Raw genomic sequence first — 19,929 nt, forward strand, 5'->3', positions numbered from 1 at the left:
GCTCCCACCCGCCCCCCAGCGACCGGTACAGCGCGATCGCCGAAAGCGCGTGCTCGCGACGGGCCTGGTTGAGCGACTCCGAGTCGCGCAGATACGCTTCCTGCGCGTCGAGCACATCGAGGAAGCTCGACGCACCGCCCTTATACAGCTCGGTCGACAAACGCAGCGCGTGATTCGACGCATCGAGCGCACCGGCCAGGCGCTGCACCTGCACCGCGCCGCTGACGAGATCGCTGCGATTGTCCTCGACTTCCTTCAGCGCCTGCAACATCGTCTGTTGCAAGCCGAGCTGCGATTCGCGCATGCGGCTCTCGCTCGCGTCGATGTTCGCCGTGATGCGCCCGGCGTTGAAGATCGGGCTCGTCGCATTCAACGCAGCGCTGAACAGGTTGTCGGTCAGCGTCGGCAAGCCAAGGTACGACGATGCGAGCAGCCCATTCGTCAGGTTGATCTTGAACTGCGGATAGCGCTGCGCCTTCGATACCCCCACTTCCGCCGCACGCTGTTCGACGAGCGCATAGGCGGTGCGCACGTCGGGTCGATGCAGCAACGCGTCGGACGGCAACACCTGCGGCGCGCTTTGCGCAGGCACCGGAATCTCGCGCGCGTTGGAAAGCAGCAGCGTATCGAGGCTTTCCGGCGTACTCCCCGAATACACGGCGATCAGACTCAGTTGATGCTGCACCGCCGATTGCATACGCGGAATCTGCGCCTGCAAGTCCTGCAACTGATTCTGCGCGCGGGCGACGTCGAGCTGCGTCGACAGGCCGTAATGCAGACGCTCCTGCGTGAGCTTCAGCGCGCGGCTGCGAATCTGCTCGTTGTCGTCGAGGATCTGCAATTGCGCCTGCGCCCAGCGTAGATCGATATACGCAGCCGCCGTGTTCGCGGCGAGCGCGAGCCGCAACTGGTTCAGCGCCGCAACGCTACCCGACACCTGCGCCTGCGCGGCGAGCACCGCGAGACGTTCGCCGCCGAACACGTCCGGCGTCCAGCTCGCGGCGAGGCCGAAGCCGGCCTGGCGCACATAGCCGAGCGGCGGCGGCGTGTTCTGCCGCTCGGTCGATGCGCCCGCGTTCGCATTCAGCTCCGGCAGCAGCGCCGCGCGATTCTGCGTCACCAGGTCCTGCGACTGCTTCACGCGTTCGGCCGCGGCCTGCACGTCGAGGTTGCCGGTCAACACCGACTCGATTAGCTGATGCATCACCGGGTCGCCGAATTGCGCCCACCAGGCATCGGTGTTCACGCTGTCTTGCGGCGCGTCGACGCTCCACGCGGCCGGCGCGAGCGTCTGCACCGTATGCGGCAAATCCGCGTGCGTCGCGGGTTGCACCGCGCAGGCCGCGAGCGTCAGGAACGCCGCGCTCGCCAGTAACTTCATCACGATTCGTTTCATGTTGGTCTCCTAATGGGCATCGGGCGGTGGCGCGGTGTTGCCGAACGGGCGCGAAAACAGCACGCTCAGCAAGCCGACCACGAAGCACAGCGCAACCGCCAAAAAGGCGTCCGAGAATGCGAGCACCAGCGCTTCGCGCATCAATGCCGCGTGCAATTCGGCGAGCCCCGCACTCGCGGCGTTCAAGACATCACCACCAACGGCCGACAGATACTCGGCCTGCTTCTGCAAGATCGATTCGACGACGGGACGGCCCGCATTCAGATGTTCGTCGAGCCGTTCGTAGTGCAGGTTCAGACGGTCGTTCAACATCGTGCTGCTGACCGCGATGCCGATCGCACCGCCGAGATTGCGCATCAGATTGAACAGCCCGCTCGCGGAGCGCAGCCGCGACGGCGGCAACGCACCCAGCGCCATCGTCACGATCGGCGGAATACAGAATTGCTGGCCAATTCCGCGCAACGCTTGCGGAATCAGCAACTGCTGCCAGCCCCATTGGTTCGTCAACGGCACGTACAGATAGCAGCCGATGCCAAACAGCGCGAGTCCGAACACCATCAGCATGCGCATATCGACGAAGCGCGCGAGCGTCGAGTAGGCGGCCAGCGCGAGCAACTGAAAACAGCCAACGGACAGCAACGCGAGACCAATCTGCAACGAATCGAAGCCGCGCACGCGCGCAAGAAACACCGGCGTCAGAAACACGGTGCAGAAGATTCCGATCCCGGTAATGAACGACAGCAGACTGCCGATACCGAAATTGCGCAACGCCAGTGCGCGCAGATCGACTATCGGTTCCTTCGCGGTGAACGCATGCACGAGGAACAGAAACCCGCAGATGGCCGCGACCCACGCGCACAGCACGATCACGTCGTCGCCGAACCAGTTTTTGCGCGGTCCCTCTTCGAGCACGTATTCGAGGCAACCGAGAAAACCCGACATCAGCAGGATGCCGAAGTAGTCGCCCTTTTTCAGCAAGGACAGATCGACCTTGTCGATATGCACGTACTTCGGCACCAACAGCGTGACGGCGACGCCCGGTACCAGGTTCAGATAGAACAGCCAGTGCCACGACCATTGCGACGTGATCCAGCCGCCGATCACCGGGCCGATCGTCGGCGCAAGCGACGCGAGCGCGCCGATCGTCGTCGACGCGATCAAACGCTGCTTGCCGGGAAACAGCACGAACGCGGTCGTGAACACGGTCGGGATCATTGCGGCACCGAGCGCGCCTTGCAGACCGCGAAACAGGATCATCGAGTTGATGTCCCACGCGAGACCGCACAGCATGCTGGTGACCGTGAAGCCGAACGCGGAGAAGGTGAAGACCCAGCGCGTCGAGAACACGCGCGTGAGCCACCCCGACATCGGAATCACGATGATCTCCGCGATCAGATACGAGGTCTGCACCCAGGAGAGTTCATCCTGACTGGCGGACAGTCCGCCGCCGATATCGCGCAGCGACGATGCGACGATCTGGATATCGAGCGTCGCCATGAAAAAACCGAGGCACATCAGCGCGAATGCGAAGACCTTGGTGCGGGTCGGCTGGTCGGCGGGGTTGTCAAAAGCGTGAGTCATGATCGGTTCATCCCTGCGCGGCCGGATGGCCCGCATCGAGGTGCACTTTCACGGTCGCGGACAGGCCCGGACGCAGCACGCCCTGCATGTCCTTCGGCACGTCGAGGCGCACGCGCACCGGCACGCGCTGCACGATCTTCGTGAAGTTGCCGGTCGCGTTTTCCGCCGGCAAGACGCTGAAGGTCGCACCGGTCGCCGGTGCAAGACTGTCGACCACGCCGTGCAGCGTTGTGCTCGACGCATCGAGTTCGACGTCGACGCTGTCGCCCGAATGCATTTTGCGCAGCTGATCTTCCTTGAAGTTCGCGTCGATCCATAAACCGCTCGCCGGCACGACGGTCAGCAGCGACACGCCCGTGTTGGCGAGCAGCCCAACGCGAGCGGTGCGATTGCCGACATAGCCATCGATCGGCGAGCGGATCGTCGTGTACTCGACGTTCAACGCGGCGACGCGCTGCGCGGCCTGCGCGGTCGCGATGCGCGCTTTCGCGTCGCCGATCTGAGCGTCGAGCACCGCGATCTGGCGTTGCGCCGCGAGCAGCGCCGCGCTGCTGCGATCGACCGCGGCGCGCGCTTTGGCCAGATCGGCGTCGGCCTTCTCGACGACCTGGTTCGACACCGCGTCGTCTTTCACGAGCTCGCGGTAGCGCGTCTGGTCGGCGGCGCTGCGTGTGAGTTCGGCGCCCGACGCGCGGACCTCGGCGGCCTGCTCGTTGATCGCCGCGAGTTGCAGTGATTTCTTCGCTTCGAGTTCGGTGACGGCGGCCTGCGCGCTCTCCACTTCAGCGCTCGCTTGGGCGAGGCGCGCGTCGTAGTCGCGGGCATCGAGACGCACGAGCACCTGGTTGGCGTGCACGAACTCGTTGTCGTGCACGAGCACGTTGGTGACGAAGCCGTTGACCTTCGGCGCCATCACCGTGACGTCGCCGCCGACGTACGCATCGTCAGTGCTCTCGACGAAGCGGCCGACGAAGAACCAGTACGAAGTGGCAAGCGCCAACACGACGAGAACGGAGAGGATCGCGAGCAGCATCCACGGGATACGCCGCACCTGTCTGGCGGGTTGTACCGCGCTTGGCGGCGCGACGGTCGAAGGAGTTGTGGACATGGTGTCGATATGTGCGTATGCACTCTTCAGATTGAAAAAAACGGCGCAGTGCGCCGGCCTCCGCTATCTTCAGCGTTTATGTCAAAGCGTATCCCGGGTGATCGCAAACAACTCGGTGCGCAGTGCAGCCGCGCGCTCCTCGCCGAAGCGGTGCTCGAACTCGGCCTGGGCGGCATACCAATGAGCGCGGCCTGCGTCTTGCCGCTCTTCGCCCGCGGCGGTCAGCGAGATCAGCAGCGCGCGCGCATCCGCGCCCATCGCCTCGCTCGACACCAGCCCGTCGCGTCGCAGCGGTTGAATCGTACGGACCAGCGTGGTGCGCTGCATGCGCATCGCCTCGGCGATCTGCTTCATCGTCATCGGACCGGTGCGCTTCAGGCGCCCCAGCAGCGAAAACTGCGTGATGGTCAGCCCGACATTCGACAGATGCCGGTCGTAGATCTGCGATACGTGACGCGCGGCCTGGCGGATCGCAAAGCAGTCGTCGTCGAAAAGCGCTTCCATTCGCTTCACTTCCTTTGCTCGTTAGTGCATATGCACATTAGGCGGCGTCATAAAACCCGCCGAAGCGGGTTCCTACGCGCGATCTAACCGGTAATGCTGAACAGCTCGGTACGCAGCGTCTTTGCGCGGGCGCGGCCGAACTTCTTTTCGAATTCGTCCTGTGCGGCGCGCCATGCGACGGAGGCCTGATCGAACGTCGTCTTGCCTTTTTCCGTCAGGCTGAACAGCAACGTGCGGTTGTCGTGGTCCGCCGCCTCGGCCAGCACGAGGCCGTCGCGCTGCAGGGGCTTCATCGCGCGGACCAGCGTGGTGCGCTCCATCACCATCGCGTCCGCGAGCTCCGCCATAGGCAGGTTCGGTGTGCGCGCGAGCTTCGCGAGGATCGTGAACTGCGCAGCGGTCAGCCCAACGCTGCCGAGATGGCGCTCGTACATCTGCGTGACGTGCCGCGCCGCCTGGCGCAGCGCGAAGCAGTTGCATTCGTCGTAGGAGAGAGGACGGTTCATGGAGCGAAGTTTATGTGTGCATATGCACTGTGTCAAGTTTTTCGAATGGCAACAGGCAAATGCCTCACCCGTTGCGCTACGGCGGCCTTCATCTTGCGACTTGCCAGCTGTAATTGTTATGTTATAACATGACCAAAAATTAACGCTCCAGCCCTGCCGTTTGTCACACCGGCCCACTGCGACGTCCGACAAAATCCGTCCGACCTATGAGCGGACAGTCCATGCTCAACGACCACTTATGACCGTCATCGCCATTACCGTTCTCATCGAAAAGTAGTCCTGATCGACGGGCCTGCTATCGCGCGTCGTCAACCTCCAGTTCGCCTGTCCTTCCCCTGCCGGCCAGGGGCGAGGTGGGCGAGCTTTTGCCGAACGCTTCTGTTCATCAACGCATCGTCCATAGCGCGAGCAACAACAATGAAAAAACGCACACTGACCGCACAGGCGGCGATCGTGTTCTGTACCGCCGTCTCGAACGCATGGGGCGCGCCGAGCAACGCCATATTGACGGGCACGGTCTCCGATCCCGCGGGCCGACCCGTCGCTCACGCGAAAGTGGAGGTACAGGACGCGAGCGGCGCCTCCATCGGCGCGTCGAACACGGACACGTCGGGGCACTTCTCGATCGACGGCGTGGCGCCCGGCACGTATGCGGTCGTCGTCACGGCGGCCGGTTTTGCAAGCGGCAGCAGCATCGCGACCGCCCAGTCCGGCGCCCCGGCGAGCGTCAGCGTACAACTGCAAAAGAGCGATACACTCGACGTGCAGGTCAACGCACAACGTCTGAACGCTGCCCGCAACGGCTTGCTGCCCGAAACGGGCAGCAGCGTCTATCGCTTCACGCAGGCGGACATCGACACGATGCCGGCGGGCGCGAACACGCCGCTCAATCAGGTGCTGCTGCAAGCGCCCGGCGTCGCCAACGACTCGTACGGCCAGCTGCACGTGCGCGGCGAGCACGCCAATTTGCAATACCGGATCAACGGCATCATCATTCCGGAGCCGATCAGCGGCTTCGGCCAGTCGCTCGACACGCGCATCATCGATCAAATGAACCTGCTCACTGGCGCCCTGCCCGCGCAGTACGGCTACCGCACGGCCGGTATCGTCGACATCCGCACCAAATCGGGCGACATGGGCAGCGGCGGCTCGATCGACGTATTCGGCGGCAGCCATCAGACCGTCAAAACGAGTGCCGACGTGTTCGGCAGCGAGGGACCGTTCAGCTACTACCTGAGCGGCTCGCTCGGCATGAACAATCTCGGCATCGAGAATCCGACGGCGAGCGCCAATGCGATTCACGATCACACGCGCGAGGGCAATGCATTCGGCTATCTGTCGTATCTGATCAATCCGCTCACGCGTGTGAGTCTGTTGTTCGGCGCGACCAGCAACCAGTTCGAGATTCCGAACACGCCGGGGCTCACGCCGAACTTCGCGCTCAACGGCCACAGCACGTTCGATTCGTCGCAACTGAACGAAACGCAATCGGAGCTGAACAATTTCGCGGCGCTCGCGCTTCAAGGCACCAACGGCGGCGCGCTCGATTACCAGGTCGCCTTCTTTACGCGCTATACGCGCACGAAGTTCAACCCCGATCCGATCGGCGACCTGATGTTCAACGGCGTGGCATCGGAGGACTTCCATAGCAACACAGCCAACGGCGTGCAGGTCGATACGACCTGGCGCATCAACGACAGTCACACGGTTCGCACGGGCGTCTTCTTCCAGCAGGAACACGCGATATTCGACAATAACGTGTCTGTGTTCCCCGCCGACGCGGACGGCAACCAGCTGTCCGACGTGCCCTTCAACATCCAGGACAGCAGCAGCAAGACCGGCTATCTGTACAGCCTGTACGCGCAGGACGAATGGAAGCTGACCGACCGGCTCACGCTGAACTATGGCTTGCGCTACGACCGCATGGACGAGTACACGAGCGCGAGCCAGTTGAGCCCACGCGTCGGCCTCGTCTACACGCTCACGTCGTCGACGACGCTGCACGCCGGCTACGCGCGCTACTTCACGCCGCCGCCGTTCGAACTCGTGTCCGGCTCGACGATATCGAAGTTCGACGGCACGACGAATCAGAGTTCGGTAACACAGAACGATCCTGTACAGCCGGAACGCAGCCACTATTTCGATCTCGGCATCACGCAGAAACTCGGCCCTGCCGTCACGCTCGGACTCGACGCGTACTACAAGAAATCGACCGACCTGCTCGACGAAGGACAGTTCGGCTCCGCGCTGATCTACACGCCGTTCAACTACCAGTACGGCAGAACGTATGGCGTCGAATTCACCGCCAACTACAAACAGGACAATCTCTCCGCGTATCTGAACCTCGCGTATAGCCGCGCGCAAGGCAAGAACATCAACTCCGCGCAGTTCAATTTCGGTGCGGACGAACTGGCGTACATCTCGAACAACTGGGTGTACCTCGATCACGACCAGCGCGTGACCGCATCGTTCGGCGCGGCATACGACTTCCACCAAACCACCTTCACGTTCGACGGAATCGTCGGCTCCGGCCTGCGCAGCGGCTTTGCGAACACCGATCGCCTGCCCGTCTATGCGCAGTTCAACCTCGGCGTAATCCAGCACTTCAACGAGCCGATGATCGGCAAGTTCGACGCGCGTCTGGTGGTGATCAACGCATTCAACCGCGTGTACGAGTTGCGTGACGGCTCGGGCATCGGCGTCGGCGCGCCGCAGTACGGTCCGCATTTCGCGGTTTATGCGGGCGTGACCAAGTACTTCTGATCGACGGCAGGGAGAACCATCATGCAGGAATGGACAGGCTTTATCGCGGCGATGCGCACCGGCGGGTGGATCATGTATCCGCTCAGCGTGCTCGGCGTGCTCGCATTGACCATCATCATCGAGCGGGCGTATGTGTTTGCCCGCTTCGCAAGCGCACCGGCGCGTGTTTTGCAACCCACGTCGTCAGCCGATGACAACCGTCTCGACCGTCTCGCCCCGCAACACGCGTTTCGGCGCATGGCCGCGCCGTGGCTGTCGGAATCCGACTCGCCGCTGTGGCTGCGCGAGGCGTCGGCGCAATCGATCGCATCGCAGATCGAGCGCGACATGGGCCGCGGTCTGTGGCTACTGGAGACGATCGTCACGGCGGCGCCGCTGCTCGGCTTGCTCGGCACGATCGTCGGGATGATGAAGTCATTCCAGCTGTTCGGCGGCAATGGGCTCGTCGATCCGGGCGGTGTCACGGGCGGGGTGGCACAGTCGCTGGTGGCGACCGCGATCGGACTCATCGTCGCGGTCTTCGCACTGTTCGCGTTCAACTATTTTTCACGGCGGCTCGAGCGTCTGATGGATGAACTCGAACTGTTCGCCAACGCGCGACTCAGCGCGCTGCGCCTGCAACAAGAGGCGCGAGGCGAGCGCTGATGAAACTCAAACGCTCGCGCGCCTCGCGGCGCGGCCGCATCGAAATCATTCCGATGATCGACGTGATGTTCTTTCTGCTCGCGACCTTCATGCTCGCCTCGCTGGCGATGCAACGTCTCGACGCGGTGCGGATCAATCTGCCTTCGGGACGCGCGCAGCCGATCAGCACGAGCGAGCCGCTGACGATATCGGTGAACGGCAACGACGAGGTCTCGGTCAATCGCCACGTCGTTCGCGCGGATCAGATCGAGCCTGAAGTGAAGCGCCTGCTGCGCGCGGACGGCAACGTCGTCATCGCGGCCGACGATCACGCGGGTCACGGCGCGGTCGTGCAGGCCATGCTTGCGGCGCGACGCGCGGGCGCCGAACACTTTCTGATCGCCGTGCATCGTGATTAAAGCTTGCCGCGAGCTGTTCGGGGGGCACGCTGTGGGACCGCTGCGTACCGCCGTCGCTTGTCTGATCTCGCTGGGTATCTGGCTTCTGGTGCTGGCTGCGCTGTCGTCCGGGTTGCTGAAGTCGAGTCAGCCAGCCCCACCGCCTGCTCCACTGGATATGCGCGTGGTCGTGCTCGACGAGCCTGCGCCGCCTGAATCCCGTCCGTCGCAAACTCCGGTTGCGATTCCAGCGGAACAGGCGCCACGGCACGCGCAGACGCAATCGCGTACCTCAGCGCATCGCGCGGTGCCGCCTGTGCCAACCAGGCCGCAGACGCTGACGACGCCCGCTGCCGCAGCGCCGTCGGTACCGGTTGCTAGTCAGGCACAACGCCCGTCGCAAGACGAGCAGCCGGAACAAACGGCCGCCGCGGGATCGCAGCAATCATCCGCACAGCACGACGCCGCTCCAGCCGCCTCGGCAAGCTCCAACACCGCCGCCCGCTCCATCTCGCAACCGCTACCGACGCTGCCCGACGACTTGCGCGAGCAGGCCTATCAGACGATCGCGACAGCCCGCTTCACGATCCACGCCGACGGCTCGGTCGATGTCGAGCTCATTCACGCGACGCCGAACCCCCGTCTCAATCAGCTGCTGCTCGACACGTTGCGGCGCTGGCGCTTTTTTCCCGCGCTGCGCGATGGTCGGCCCGTCGAAAGCACGCAAAACATCCGCGTGCATTTCAACGTCAGTTGAACGGCGCCTACTGGCTTGCGCAGGTGAAATTCGCCGCGACGTTCACGTCGCCCGAGCCGTTATAGCGCGGAAAGGTCGGATATTGGCACAGCGGCCGTGTGCGTCCGGGCACGCCCGCCGTATCGGCGACGATCTGCGCGGGCGGCACCACGCCGTTTTCCACCCAGTTTTCGAGCGTCGTCAGCGAATCCCACGAGGCGTTGAACACGGTGCTGAGCGCATGGCCATAGCCGGGAATCTCGTAGAAGCGCACGAAGTTCGCGACGGTGGACGCACCCATCGTCGCTTGCAGACGCTGATAGTACTGCTCGGTCGAACGCGTGCTGACGAGCGCGTCGGCCATGCCGTGCGCCATCAGGATCTTGCCGCCCTTCGCATTGAAGGCCGACAGATCCGTCTTGTTGACGTCCTGCAGGCCCGTCAGCTGACTGATGCGCGCCTGCAGACTGCCCGGATTCTGCGGATCGACGGCGAGCGAGTTGTAGTTCGGGTCGCGCGTGACGAAGTAGCGGATCCACTGGTCCCAGAACACGCTCAGATACGGCGCGGTCGTGGGCATCGGCGATGCGGGCTGTGACATGCCGAGCGCGAGCGTGGTCACTGTCGGCTGCAACGCCGAAGGATTCGCGATGCCGAGATCGGCGCCGTACACGTTGAAGCCCGGATACTGCGTCTCGCCGCTCGCGAGGGTGTAGCCGAACGTGATCGGCGTGTTGTACACGTTCAGCGCCGCGATCTGCGCGTCGGACAGACAGGTGTTGCCGGTGTCCGCGCCGCCCGCGCAACGCAGCGGCGCGCCGTTCAGCGTCGCCGTCGCGGGATTGAAGGTCGCGTTGCACGCGGCGACGTTGCTGATCAGACCGTCGGCAACGCCGTCGAGCGCGTCGCAACTCGCGAGCACCGTGTCGAGCAGCACCTTGCGCTTCGCCTGGTCGAGATAGGCACCCGGCGCCGCCAGTGCGCGCGTGATGCGGCCGAACTGCAGATCGAGGCTCGCGGCCGCCCATGCCGGATACAGCACGATCGAGCCGTCCCAATCCTGCGGCCAGCGTTGCACCACCGCCAGCGCCTCGCGTCCGCCCGACGAGCCGCCCGCGAAATACGCCCGCTTCGGCGCCTTCACCGCATAGCGCGCGTCGATCAGATAGACGGCCGCGTCGCGGGTTTTCTTCAGTGCGTCGCCGTTGAAGTTCTGCATCGCTTCGTCGTTCACGCCGAACGACGCGTCCTCGCTGCCGAGCGCATTGGCCTCGTGTCCCGAGTCACTCGCGAACACCGCGTAGCCGCGGCCAAGCGGAGTCAGTTGCGCGGTCGGGCCGGCCGGCACGTTGCCTGTCGGCGCGGGAATCGTGCCGTCGTAGCCGCCGCCGCCGAACATCATGATCTTGCTGTTCCAGTTGGTCGGCATCGCGATCTGGAATTTGATTTGCGGCGCCGCGGGATCGACGGGACTGATCGCGCCGCTGACGAGGCAATACTCGCCGGTCGCTTGCGCGCCCGAGCCGGACGCGGGCATCACGGTCGCTGCGGTCACGGTCGCGCCGGTGGTCGGCAAACCGATTGCTGACGCCGGCACGTTCTTGCCGGTCAGCTGCGCGCAGCTAAGCGGCGCGGCGGCGGTCGACTGAATGTTGTCACTGCCCCCACAGCCGCTCAACGATAGAACCGCGAGCAATGACGCGACGGAAATGACGGGAACAAAAGAGAAGGATGACGGAACGGCGCGCTGCATGGGCATGACTGTCTCCATCTTGGTTTGGAGACGCGGTCGCACGAGTCGGCTTCATCTCGCACGCCGTGTCTGCGCTGGTGGATGTGAGGCGCGAAGGTATACGGCAATGCGGTGCATAGCAAGCGGCGTGCCGCGAGCCGCCGGCGGGCCACGGCATGCATTGCAGCCAGGCGGCCAGCACATTCAATCGTCGGTTGCGATCCGGAAAGCGCGTAAGAGTCGAATTTGCAATCGGCTTCGCTGCCGCGCTCGCTATAGCCTTCAACGCAGATCCGCACGAAGATCGCGCACGCCTTTGCCGAGCCGTTGGCGCAACAGCGTGCGCAACGTGGCACCGTCGACATAGCCGACCTCGGCCGCAATCGCGTCGATGCCGAGGCCGCTGCCATGCAGCAGCGACTGCGCATACTCGACACGCAGGTCCTGAAAGTAAGCCAATGGCGATTTGCCGAGCACGTCCTGGCAACGACGCTGCAGCGTACGCGCGCTCGTCGCCAATGCGGCCGCAGCATGCTGCAGCGAGAACCCTTCCTTCAGATGATCGCGCGCCCATCGCTCGAAACGCTGAATCAGCGGATCGGCCTGAGCCAGATGGTTCGGGATGATGTACGGCGCCTGCGATGAGCGCAGGTCGGCGAGCAGGTAGCGCGACACGAGCGTAGCCAGCTCGGGGCTCGCGCGGCGGATCAACCACAGCGCGAGATCGAGATGCCCCATCGCCGCGCCCGCAGTCACACCGACGTCCGATGGCACCAGCATGCGCGACTCGTCGAGCAACACGGCCGGATAGCGTTGCCGGAACAATGGACCCAGCCACCAGGTCGTGGTCGCTTCGCGATGATCGAGGAGTCCGGTTTCCGCGACGAGGAACGTGCCGATGCACGACGCGGCGATCAACGTGCCCTGTGCATGCCATGCCAGCATTTGCACCCTGGCGTCGCGCACGTCCGGCCGCTCGAGCGCGGGTACCAGCTGCTCCGGCGTACCGGTACTGAGCGCGGGAATGATCACCCAGTCCGGCTTCAGGTCCGCGGTGATCGCTTGCACGGGGATGGTCAGCCCCTGCCCTGAGCGAACCTTCTTGCGCACACCGACGACCGACAGTTCGAAGTGCGGCCGACCGCCCATCTTCGCGGCCGCGAACCGGTTGGCGAGCGAGAACGCGTCGAGCATGACGGTGAGACCGGTGTCGAACAGCCCCTGCAAGGCGAGCACGGCGATGCGCATGGCGTAAATGACCCTAAAGTTGTCATTTGCGACGATACAGCTTTTCCCGGCCGAGGGCTACAGTGAGCCCCGTTGTACATCGCAACCAACGTCGACCCAGGAGGTCACTGATGAAAGTTTTCGCCATCGCAACCGCACAACCGACCCTCACGCCGGACAAGCTCCAGCAGCACATGCCCCACGAGGTGCCGGCCACGCTCCAGCTTTATCTCGACGGCAAGGTCGAGCAGTTCTGGTTCCGCGACAAGGCCGGACCGATTTTCCTGATGAACGTCGGGTCGGTCGACGAGGCCAAGGCAATACTCAACGCGTTGCCGCTCGTGGCTGACGGGCTGATGAAGTATGAATACCTGCCGGTGGGACCGCTCGCGCCGCTGGGGCGGCTGATTCAGAAGGGGTGAAGTCACGCTGGTGGGGAGCCGTGCCGCCGATGTGCCTGGCGGCACGTTTGAAGAAGCATTACTGCCCGACCTTCTCCGATTCGACGACCAGGTCCAGCACATAAGCGACCGACGGCCCATCGGCAGGCGGGTTCCTGACTGTGAAACGCTTCACGCGCACGACGTTACGGATGCCCGGCGTGTGCGTATAGCCTTCGATATCCTGATTCAACGGGTGCCACGGACCAGGCGTGCCGGTCGCCAGGCCCTGCTCGTCGAAGAAGCGATCGCGCACGAGCAGACATTGCGCGTTCGGCATCAACGGATGGTTACACGGCACGGACTGCGCCGCCACTTCAAGGAACGCTATTTGACCGGGGCCGCCGTAGCGCGTCTCGGCCGTGGGCACACCGCTAAAGCTCAGCGTGTCGCCGCTATCGGTGACCAGTTGCAGGCTCGGCGCGTTGTCCCGCGCGAGCAGGGTCACGTTGACGCTGCCGCGCACACGCTGCGAGATCGCATCGTCGAGTGCGGCAAGCGCGGCATCGTGGCAGGCCATCATCGTGCTGACCATCGGGCCGATCTGCAAATACCCTTTCCTGACGGTGTAACCCGCTCCCATGCTGTTGCAGCTATTGACGACGGTGATCCGGTACGGACTGAAGTCGAGCTGCACTGGCCTGTCTGGGCGGACGAACAGGGCATCGATGTGCGTGCCATTGCGATCGATCGCGTTGTTCAGTTGCCAGTGGTATCGGGTCAACAGATCGGTGCCGGTCGGCGACGCCGGGTTGGCGGCGGCCGTGGTTGCCGATGGCGCCGGCGCTGTCACTTCCGGTGCCTGTGCGCAGGCGGCGAGAACGAGCGGCAGAAATAGCATGCAGTATTTCACGTCGGCACCTCGCTGAGTTCAGTGGTCGTTCCGGGCGTTTGCTCGCGTCGTCGGGCCAAGGGACGCGAGGATCAGGTCGCATGCACGAAAGCCGGAAGTGCCAGTGAAGGGTACCACCCGGCCGCATCAGGCCGGGTTTGCGCACCTGCTTCGTTCAGGCCGCGAGCATCGACTCGACGACCGACAGCATAACGCAGGTGGAAGGCGTAAAAACGTCGCTCGATGCTGATCGGATTCCTCGTTACGTGGCCGAACTGCGGCCAGTGCGGCAGGCTACGCCTGGGAAATGTCACGGCCGACGGAAGGACGGGCGTGACGCCGCTTTAGCCGAGGGCGCAACATCAGATAGAAGGCGGCAACATGCGTGATCGCCAGCGTCGGCACATAGATGATCGGAATCGCGTACAAGGCGCCCAGTTCGCCTGCATGCGCGGGCAGATCGGCCGCGGTTGCGTGGTAGTAGTCGATGATCAGGTCGGCCATACCAACAAGATTGAAAGCGACGACGAACGACCAGAAAAGCGGACGTATCCGGGCCGTCAGCAACGCCAGCATCGCCAGCACCCCCGTGGCGAAATCCCCATAGGCGGCGAACACGGCGAAGCTCGCGGACAGTTGCGGACTGACGACACCAGGCAACAGAAAGGCGAGCCCGAAGAAGCGGAAGCTGTGCAACGTGGCGATCGCGCGTTGCGCGTCGAATGGAGCCATCGACTTGAGCTTCGGCCAGACGTAGGTGCCGAAGCACAATAGCCAGGCGACATAGCCCAGAACGAGATGCAACTGAAAGAGAAGCCGCGGTGCCATGATGCCTCCTGTCGAAAGGTGGACGCGCAGGTGTTAGGTGTACCATCGTCTCGCGCGGGTGACTATTCCTCACAATGTTGACAGGCTATGAAGCAGAACTTCACAGTCAGGCAGGGCGCGCTCGACGGCGTCGAAGTCTTCCTCAGCGTTGCCGAGCATCGCAGTTTTCGCGGGGCCGCCGCGCAACTGGGCGTGACGCCGTCGGCCGTCAGTCAGGCGGTGCGTGTGCTCGAAGCCCGCCTCGGTGCGACGCTCTTCATCCGCACCACGCGCAGCGTCGGCTTGACCGAAGCCGGCGAGCGCTTTCTCGCTCGGGCCAAGCCCGCCTTCGAGGAACTCGTCGCCGCCAGCGAGGTGGCGCGCGGACTCGGCGAGCGACCGTCCGGCCTGTTGCGTCTTTCCGTGCCGCGTGCAGTCGTGCCAATCCTGCTGGAGCCGCTGATCGCGTCATTCTGCAAGGCCAATCCCGAGGTCGAGGTGGAAATAGCGGCCAGCAAGGAGCTGATCGATCTCGCGACGGAAGGCTTCGACGCCGGCATCCGGCTCGGCCAGTTCGTCGCCGCCGACATGGTCGCGGTGCCGCTCACGGCACCGTTCCGTTTTGTCGTCGTGGGAAGTCCTGCCTATTTCGCGGCGCGCGGCCGCCCCGAGCAAATGGACGATCTGCGCGAGCATGCATGCATTCGCTGGCGGCGCTCCAGCGGCGCGCTCGCGTTGTGGTCGTTCAACGACAACGGCCAGCCGATCGAGATCGCCGTCTCCGGTCCTTTCATCGCCAGCGATTTTCCGAGCGTGCTGGGCGCGGCGATCGAAGGCGTTGGCCTTGCCCAGCTACCCGAGCCGATGGCCGCCGAGGGGTTGCGAACGGGAAAGCTGGTGCACGTTCTGAAGGCGTACGCGCCGATGGTCCCGGGCGTGTTTCTCTACTATCCGAGCCGCCGCCAGATCATGCCGAAGCTGCGTGCGTTCATCGATCATGTGAAGAGCCGCGCGACGCGCTCGATGCCTGGCGACAGTTGACGAAGTTGATGATGTCGTCGGGGAAGCTCAAAGGTCTTCGCATAGCCGTCGCTCGGACCGGACACCGAAGCAGTGACCCACGATCAGCATGCGAATCATGAGCTCCGGCGTTTCGGCAACGAGCTGATAGGCGCGGCCATGCGAGCTTTTGTTCGTTAACGCAAGCGTTCTCTGCGTCTCTACGCTCAAGCCGCTTCCAGCTTGCGAAATCGGTCGCGTTTGTCCTGAGCCCATCATCTGCAGCAGTTTGCGGATTTTATGCCGATGGTGCTTCGCTCTCATGCCGCGATTTTTTCATCGTCGCCGGATCGCGCACGATGGTGACCGCGCACGGCGCGTAGGCGAGCACCTGGCGGGCGACCGAACCGATCAGCCAGCGATCGAACGGCGTATGTCCGCGATGCCCCACCACGAGATGGTCGATAGCATGCCGCTCCGCGTACAGCACGATCTCCTTTGCCGGCGGGCCGACCACGAGATCGAACTCCACGGCCCCGATCGAAGCGGCGAGCTTCGCCTTGATGTCGTCGAGGATCGCGGTGGCATGGCGCACTTCCAGATCGATCAGATTTTTTCGCTCAACTTCTATCGCACCCCAGTCCGGCGTGCGCGCGACGACGAGCACATGCAAGCGCGCGTCGAAACGCTTCGCGAGATCGACCGCGAAAGCAACGGCATGTTGCGCGGACGCCGACCCGTCATAACCTACCAGCACGTTCTGCATGATTTGCTCCTGTGCGGTTCAAACTGGGCCGTGACTTTGTTGGACGAAATGCATCGAGCCATTTGCGTGAACCGCGAGCGCTCCCCGACTTCACGGCGTCGGCGCGAAAGCATGCGCGATCCACTCGCGAACCTGCCGCGTGGATTGTCATGCGGACGACGCCGGCACCGGCTGTGTTGAATCAGTTGTCGTCGCTTCTGGACGGGAGGTGCTCGTGAGGCTCGGGCTCTGCCGCGTCGGCGTTAGGAAGGTCGTCTGGGGTCGGATTTTTCAGGCCCTTCGGATCGGGCTGGCGAGTCTTGCCGGCGGAAGTTTGCGCGGGGTCGAGAGAGGTGCCGGTCGGCTCAGCGGATGGATTGGAGGTCATGATGTGCTCCTGCGCTGATGAATGCAGCTTCTACCATGATAGTTCACCTGGCCGATTTGAGTCATACGCGCTGTCACGCCAGCACTACTGTCACACCCGCCCGCTGTTTCTAGCCACGCTAACCGCAGGATCGCCCCGCGCGCCTTTTGTTGCCGCTGGCGGTGCACGCAAGCGGGCATACCGAGGAAAATTCCGCGTTCCGAACCACACCGAAAAAGCACAGGAAAAAACGCCCGACGGCCTTCGTGAGGACGCGGGCGGGAGTCGTAGGTTGATGGAATCATTGCACATAGCCTACTGCGGGCCGGCGCCCTGCTTGAAAGCACCGCACGGCAACTGCCAGTCAATGGGCAACATCGGGATCGACTCGGGGTAGTCCGATGACAGCGCCAAATGGGCCACCGTCTCGTCGTACTCGTAAGGCTTACCCTCGTTCGCCAACTGATGCACCGTCCGGCACACGCGCCCGATGATTGGCGTAGTTCGGCCCAGTCCCAGCCCTTCGACACGGGCATTCAAAATCTTTTAAAACATAGTCAGACATGACTCTTTCTCGTCACTCACCCTGACGGGCGCCCTTGCGATAGTCAAAAGGACTACTGCCGGTCCAATGTTTAAATGCGCGGCAGAAACCGGTGGCGTAGGAAAAGCCAAGATCGAACGCCAGCACTGCCACGCTGGTGTTCGAGTTTGTCAGCCGATGGACAGCGATATCCCTTTGCAGTCCGTCTTTCACGAGCTGGAAGACTGGACATTCAGCGCATTTCATCACGGTTCCATCGTGGCTAAAACGCGCGACTATCTTGAACCGAATATTGCGCAGCCGGTAACCATACAGGATCTTGCACAGGCATTGCACACATCTGTACGCACTTTCAACCGTAGATTCGCAGAGGAAGGAACGCACCCGAGTGCCCCCGCGCACCAGACTAGCGATAGTTGACGAAGTTGATGATGTCGTTGAGGAACCACGGCAGAATAAGTTGCGTGTCGGAATAGCTGGTGCCGACAGTGAGTCTCGGTGGTCTTGACGTGGAGTCAGTGGACGGTGCGCCGTCTGGAACGTGCAGGATGTAGGCGTTCGTATCGACCGCCGGCTGATTGTTCGCCGGAGTCGATGTGCAGCCGGTAGCGAGAACGACGAGAACTGCTGCCAAGCAACGAGACTTCATGAGCGGGTGAACTCCGGCGACGTTTTCTACATTATGTCTGAACTGACTTGAATACCGGCGACGAACTGAACCCGCCATCGCAAATTCAACACCGTTATCCCCAGTGCCATCCGATGCGCGCCGCCGCCGAGGATCGTCCCAAGGCTGGCGGCCGAACAGATGTATCCGGACGAGCTACCCAATGGACCGAACCGTCTGAGTGCGTGACTACGACTCGTGCACGTGATCGGAAGAAAACAGAAGCACTGGCGCCGCCACCTGCCGGCGCTCGCGTGCATCGAATCTCCGTGAGTCCTCGCTGCTTTTTGACGACCTGCGCCGCTGCGCCACGCTCGACGCACTTGAACAGCGTTATGGTTTTCGCCGCCTCGATGTAGTCACCCGGTGGGAGCAGCAATCGCAGGGCCTATCCGGACCGCAAAGCCACGGCGAAGATACTTGATGGCCTGATTGCCGGCGCGAAATCGCTAGACTGACGCGGATGTCGCCCACCGGCACATTGCTGCCGATCATGTCTTGGCCAGGTGTTACTGGGAAGCTCCCCTGACGGCCGAAGCTTTTACCGCTGCGCCCAATGCGGTTTACGCGCCGAAAGTAGTGATGTTTGGTCATCTGCTGCTGCGGCATTCGGCTGAAGACTGGAATGGATGCAGGCGTTCGCTGCGCGGTGAACGAAGCGCCATTGCCTGAATTCCCCATGGAAGTCTTCGCAACCCAAGCGAACAGCCAATGAGTTCTTCAGGTGTAGAAGTCTGGACTTGGTCGGGCAGACGATGTCTGATGGTCCGGCTCAGTTCGGCCATTTTGCGACACTCGCGGCCAAACGGCTTTGTGCTCACCGGCATCTAGTTCATCGGTGACGTCGCCTATGCCCAGTCGTGGTGGTGCCGCTTGCCTGCGTGATCTACCTTCAAATGGCCCCGCCGAGGCGGGGCCCTGTTCGTGTGCTTACGGGTTGGTAGGCGTGGTAGGTGGCCAAAGCCGTGGATCGTCGCACATCCATTCGCAGCTACCCTTGCAAATCGGACTTAATTCGATTTCGATTTGACTAACACGAGTGCTACCATCGGGAAGTTTTTGCGCAAACACATCGGTCAGAGTTTTAGGCTCTACATATATGTCTGCACTCGGGATTCCAAGTTTCCTCAGATATCCTTTCACCACCTCGCCACGGCGATCCTGCAAGATATCCAGATCGCGCTCGCCGATATATGCGCCAGCGATTACAATTGCCTGAATCCTCACGTCCGGCCATTTCTGCGCCTCTTTCACAGCCTTTTCGATTGACAGCCGGTTATCCTTCGAGAGCGCAATGGTGTTGAACGGCAATTGCAGTTCAACGTGCTCCACGAAGCGACATCCAGTGCTGGATGGCCTATGCTTCGCCACGGCGTTGATTGATTGTTCTGCGAAAACTGGTCCGCAAAGACCAGCGCATAAGCTAAGCACAGCGACAAGTGTGCGGTAGCGAAAGCTCATTTCTTTTCCTCTACGTCTTTATCGAAAGTTGCTATATATCCGGTTATGCTATCCGCGTTTCGAATCGCCTCTTCTCGATGATTTTCCGCCCATATTCGCGCCCCGGATTCCGTATCGACATAGATCTCGTCTCGCGAATTAAACGTATCCGTGAAGTGCGTACATTCGTGGATTATTGTTTTTATTTTGCACGGTTTCCACAATTGGCCAAATGGACTGCTGCAAAACGCGGAACAGATAGCAATAACCCGCTTTTCCGAATCTGGCTTACAGACCGCGGCGTGATTCTTACCCGAATCCGGCTTGGGTACACACGACAGCATCCTATTCGTTACACTGTCAAATCGTACGATCTTTTCTGGCACTAGGGAAACGCTGATTAATGAACTGTCGGATCGGCTTGCAGATCAAGACGCGTCAAATTTTCTGGATAACGAATCGAATCGACGCTCATTTCGGTGAATTTGGCTCGCAAACGAGCCCCTCTTCTCT

Annotated in this window: 21 protein-coding genes and 1 pseudogene; 6 read left to right on the forward strand and 16 right to left on the reverse strand. The window is 62.4% G+C overall.

Annotated features, from left to right (window positions below):
- The 5 genes from F6X40_RS38675 to F6X40_RS38695 form a co-directional block, all read right to left on the reverse strand.
- Positions 1-1,396 (reverse strand): efflux transporter outer membrane subunit (locus tag F6X40_RS38675; protein WP_187631510.1); only part of this gene is annotated, 1,396 nt, incomplete at its 3' end.
- 9 nt (positions 1,397-1,405) lie between these two features.
- The gene (locus F6X40_RS38680; protein WP_184063134.1) at positions 1,406-2,977 is read right to left on the reverse strand and encodes a DHA2 family efflux MFS transporter permease subunit; all 1,572 of its coding nucleotides are present in this window, start codon (positions 2,975-2,977) and stop codon (positions 1,406-1,408) included.
- 7 nt (positions 2,978-2,984) lie between these two features.
- On the reverse strand, positions 2,985-4,085 hold the full coding sequence (locus F6X40_RS38685; protein WP_187631511.1) for an HlyD family secretion protein: 1,101 nt from the start codon (positions 4,083-4,085) through the stop codon (positions 2,985-2,987).
- Positions 4,086-4,166: 81 nt separating this feature from the next.
- On the reverse strand, positions 4,167-4,589 hold the full coding sequence (locus F6X40_RS38690) for a MarR family winged helix-turn-helix transcriptional regulator (RefSeq protein WP_184025155.1): 423 nt from the start codon (positions 4,587-4,589) through the stop codon (positions 4,167-4,169).
- A gap of 83 nt (positions 4,590-4,672) precedes the next feature.
- Complete coding sequence (locus F6X40_RS38695) at positions 4,673-5,095, reverse strand: MarR family winged helix-turn-helix transcriptional regulator (protein WP_184063138.1); 423 nt, start codon at positions 5,093-5,095, stop codon at positions 4,673-4,675.
- A gap of 417 nt (positions 5,096-5,512) precedes the next feature.
- On the opposite strand from F6X40_RS38695, the gene F6X40_RS38700 reads away from it, so the two are divergent.
- The 4 genes from F6X40_RS38700 to F6X40_RS38715 are packed head-to-tail and all read left to right on the forward strand — an operon-like array spanning position 5,513 to position 9,637.
- Positions 5,513-7,858 (forward strand): TonB-dependent receptor, encoded by a 2,346-nt coding sequence (locus F6X40_RS38700; RefSeq protein ID WP_187631512.1) that lies wholly within the window; start codon positions 5,513-5,515, stop codon positions 7,856-7,858.
- Positions 7,859-7,879: 21 nt separating this feature from the next.
- A complete protein-coding gene (locus F6X40_RS38705; protein ID WP_187631513.1) occupies positions 7,880-8,503 on the forward strand; it encodes a MotA/TolQ/ExbB proton channel family protein in 624 nt (207 codons plus the stop codon).
- The gene (locus tag F6X40_RS38710) at positions 8,503-8,901 is read left to right on the forward strand and encodes an ExbD/TolR family protein (protein ID WP_184007118.1); all 399 of its coding nucleotides are present in this window, start codon (positions 8,503-8,505) and stop codon (positions 8,899-8,901) included. The genes F6X40_RS38705 and F6X40_RS38710 overlap by 1 nt, the downstream gene beginning before the upstream one ends.
- On the forward strand, positions 8,894-9,637 hold the full coding sequence (locus F6X40_RS38715; RefSeq protein WP_316251883.1) for a TonB family protein: 744 nt from the start codon (positions 8,894-8,896) through the stop codon (positions 9,635-9,637). Before F6X40_RS38710 ends, F6X40_RS38715 begins: the two co-directional genes overlap by 8 nt.
- A 7-nt stretch (positions 9,638-9,644) precedes the next feature.
- On the opposite strand, the gene F6X40_RS38720 is transcribed toward F6X40_RS38715, so the two are convergent.
- Positions 9,645-11,369 (reverse strand): tannase/feruloyl esterase family alpha/beta hydrolase, encoded by a 1,725-nt coding sequence (locus F6X40_RS38720; RefSeq protein WP_187631516.1) that lies wholly within the window; start codon positions 11,367-11,369, stop codon positions 9,645-9,647.
- A gap of 261 nt (positions 11,370-11,630) precedes the next feature.
- Positions 11,631-12,596 carry a GlxA family transcriptional regulator gene (locus F6X40_RS38725; RefSeq protein WP_184025144.1) on the reverse strand — a complete coding sequence of 322 codons (966 nt, stop codon included), beginning with the start codon at positions 12,594-12,596 and terminating at the stop codon, positions 11,631-11,633.
- A 110-nt stretch (positions 12,597-12,706) separates the two neighbouring features.
- Here F6X40_RS38725 and F6X40_RS38730 point away from each other — a divergent pair, with 110 nt between their 5' ends.
- The gene (locus F6X40_RS38730; protein ID WP_184025141.1) at positions 12,707-12,997 is read left to right on the forward strand and encodes a hypothetical protein; all 291 of its coding nucleotides are present in this window, start codon (positions 12,707-12,709) and stop codon (positions 12,995-12,997) included.
- Positions 12,998-13,055: 58 nt separating this feature from the next.
- Here the strand turns inward: F6X40_RS38730 and F6X40_RS38735 are convergent, their stop codons facing one another.
- Together F6X40_RS38735 and F6X40_RS38740 are read right to left on the reverse strand one after the other, a co-directional pair.
- Positions 13,056-13,868 (reverse strand): DUF4377 domain-containing protein, encoded by an 813-nt coding sequence (locus F6X40_RS38735; protein ID WP_316251884.1) that lies wholly within the window; start codon positions 13,866-13,868, stop codon positions 13,056-13,058.
- Between the two features lie 273 nt (positions 13,869-14,141).
- The gene (locus tag F6X40_RS38740; protein WP_184063142.1) at positions 14,142-14,675 is read right to left on the reverse strand and encodes a hypothetical protein; all 534 of its coding nucleotides are present in this window, start codon (positions 14,673-14,675) and stop codon (positions 14,142-14,144) included.
- An 87-nt stretch (positions 14,676-14,762) separates the two neighbouring features.
- Here F6X40_RS38740 and F6X40_RS38745 point away from each other — a divergent pair, with 87 nt between their 5' ends.
- Positions 14,763-15,695: a LysR family transcriptional regulator gene (locus F6X40_RS38745; RefSeq protein ID WP_184025135.1), complete on the forward strand. Its 933-nt coding sequence runs from the start codon at positions 14,763-14,765 to the stop codon at positions 15,693-15,695.
- Between the two features lie 30 nt (positions 15,696-15,725).
- Here the strand turns inward: F6X40_RS38745 and F6X40_RS43730 are convergent.
- From F6X40_RS43730 to F6X40_RS38775, 7 genes and pseudogenes are all read right to left on the reverse strand, one after another.
- Positions 15,726-15,803, reverse strand: a pseudogene (locus F6X40_RS43730) (transposase); the annotation flags it as partial.
- A gap of 148 nt (positions 15,804-15,951) precedes the next feature.
- Entirely contained in the window at positions 15,952-16,419 is a 468-nt protein-coding gene (locus tag F6X40_RS38750) for a universal stress protein (protein WP_187631514.1), read from the reverse strand.
- Between the two features lie 181 nt (positions 16,420-16,600).
- A complete protein-coding gene (locus tag F6X40_RS38755; protein WP_184063148.1) occupies positions 16,601-16,786 on the reverse strand; it encodes a hypothetical protein in 186 nt (61 codons plus the stop codon).
- Between the two features lie 556 nt (positions 16,787-17,342).
- Complete coding sequence (locus tag F6X40_RS38760; protein ID WP_262421711.1) at positions 17,343-17,555, reverse strand: helix-turn-helix domain-containing protein; 213 nt, start codon at positions 17,553-17,555, stop codon at positions 17,343-17,345.
- A 160-nt stretch (positions 17,556-17,715) separates the two neighbouring features.
- Entirely contained in the window at positions 17,716-17,958 is a 243-nt protein-coding gene (locus F6X40_RS38765) for a hypothetical protein (protein ID WP_184063150.1), read from the reverse strand.
- Positions 17,959-18,906: 948 nt separating this feature from the next.
- Positions 18,907-19,437 (reverse strand): hypothetical protein, encoded by a 531-nt coding sequence (locus F6X40_RS38770; protein ID WP_262421712.1) that lies wholly within the window; start codon positions 19,435-19,437, stop codon positions 18,907-18,909.
- On the reverse strand, positions 19,434-19,760 hold the full coding sequence (locus F6X40_RS38775; RefSeq protein WP_262421713.1) for a M35 family metallo-endopeptidase: 327 nt from the start codon (positions 19,758-19,760) through the stop codon (positions 19,434-19,436). The genes F6X40_RS38770 and F6X40_RS38775 overlap by 4 nt, the downstream gene beginning before the upstream one ends.
- Between the last annotated feature and the right edge of the window lie 169 nt (positions 19,761-19,929).

The organism is Paraburkholderia sp. UCT31 (assembly GCF_014397655.1).
GTDB classification, from domain to species: domain Bacteria; phylum Pseudomonadota; class Gammaproteobacteria; order Burkholderiales; family Burkholderiaceae; genus Paraburkholderia; species Paraburkholderia tuberum.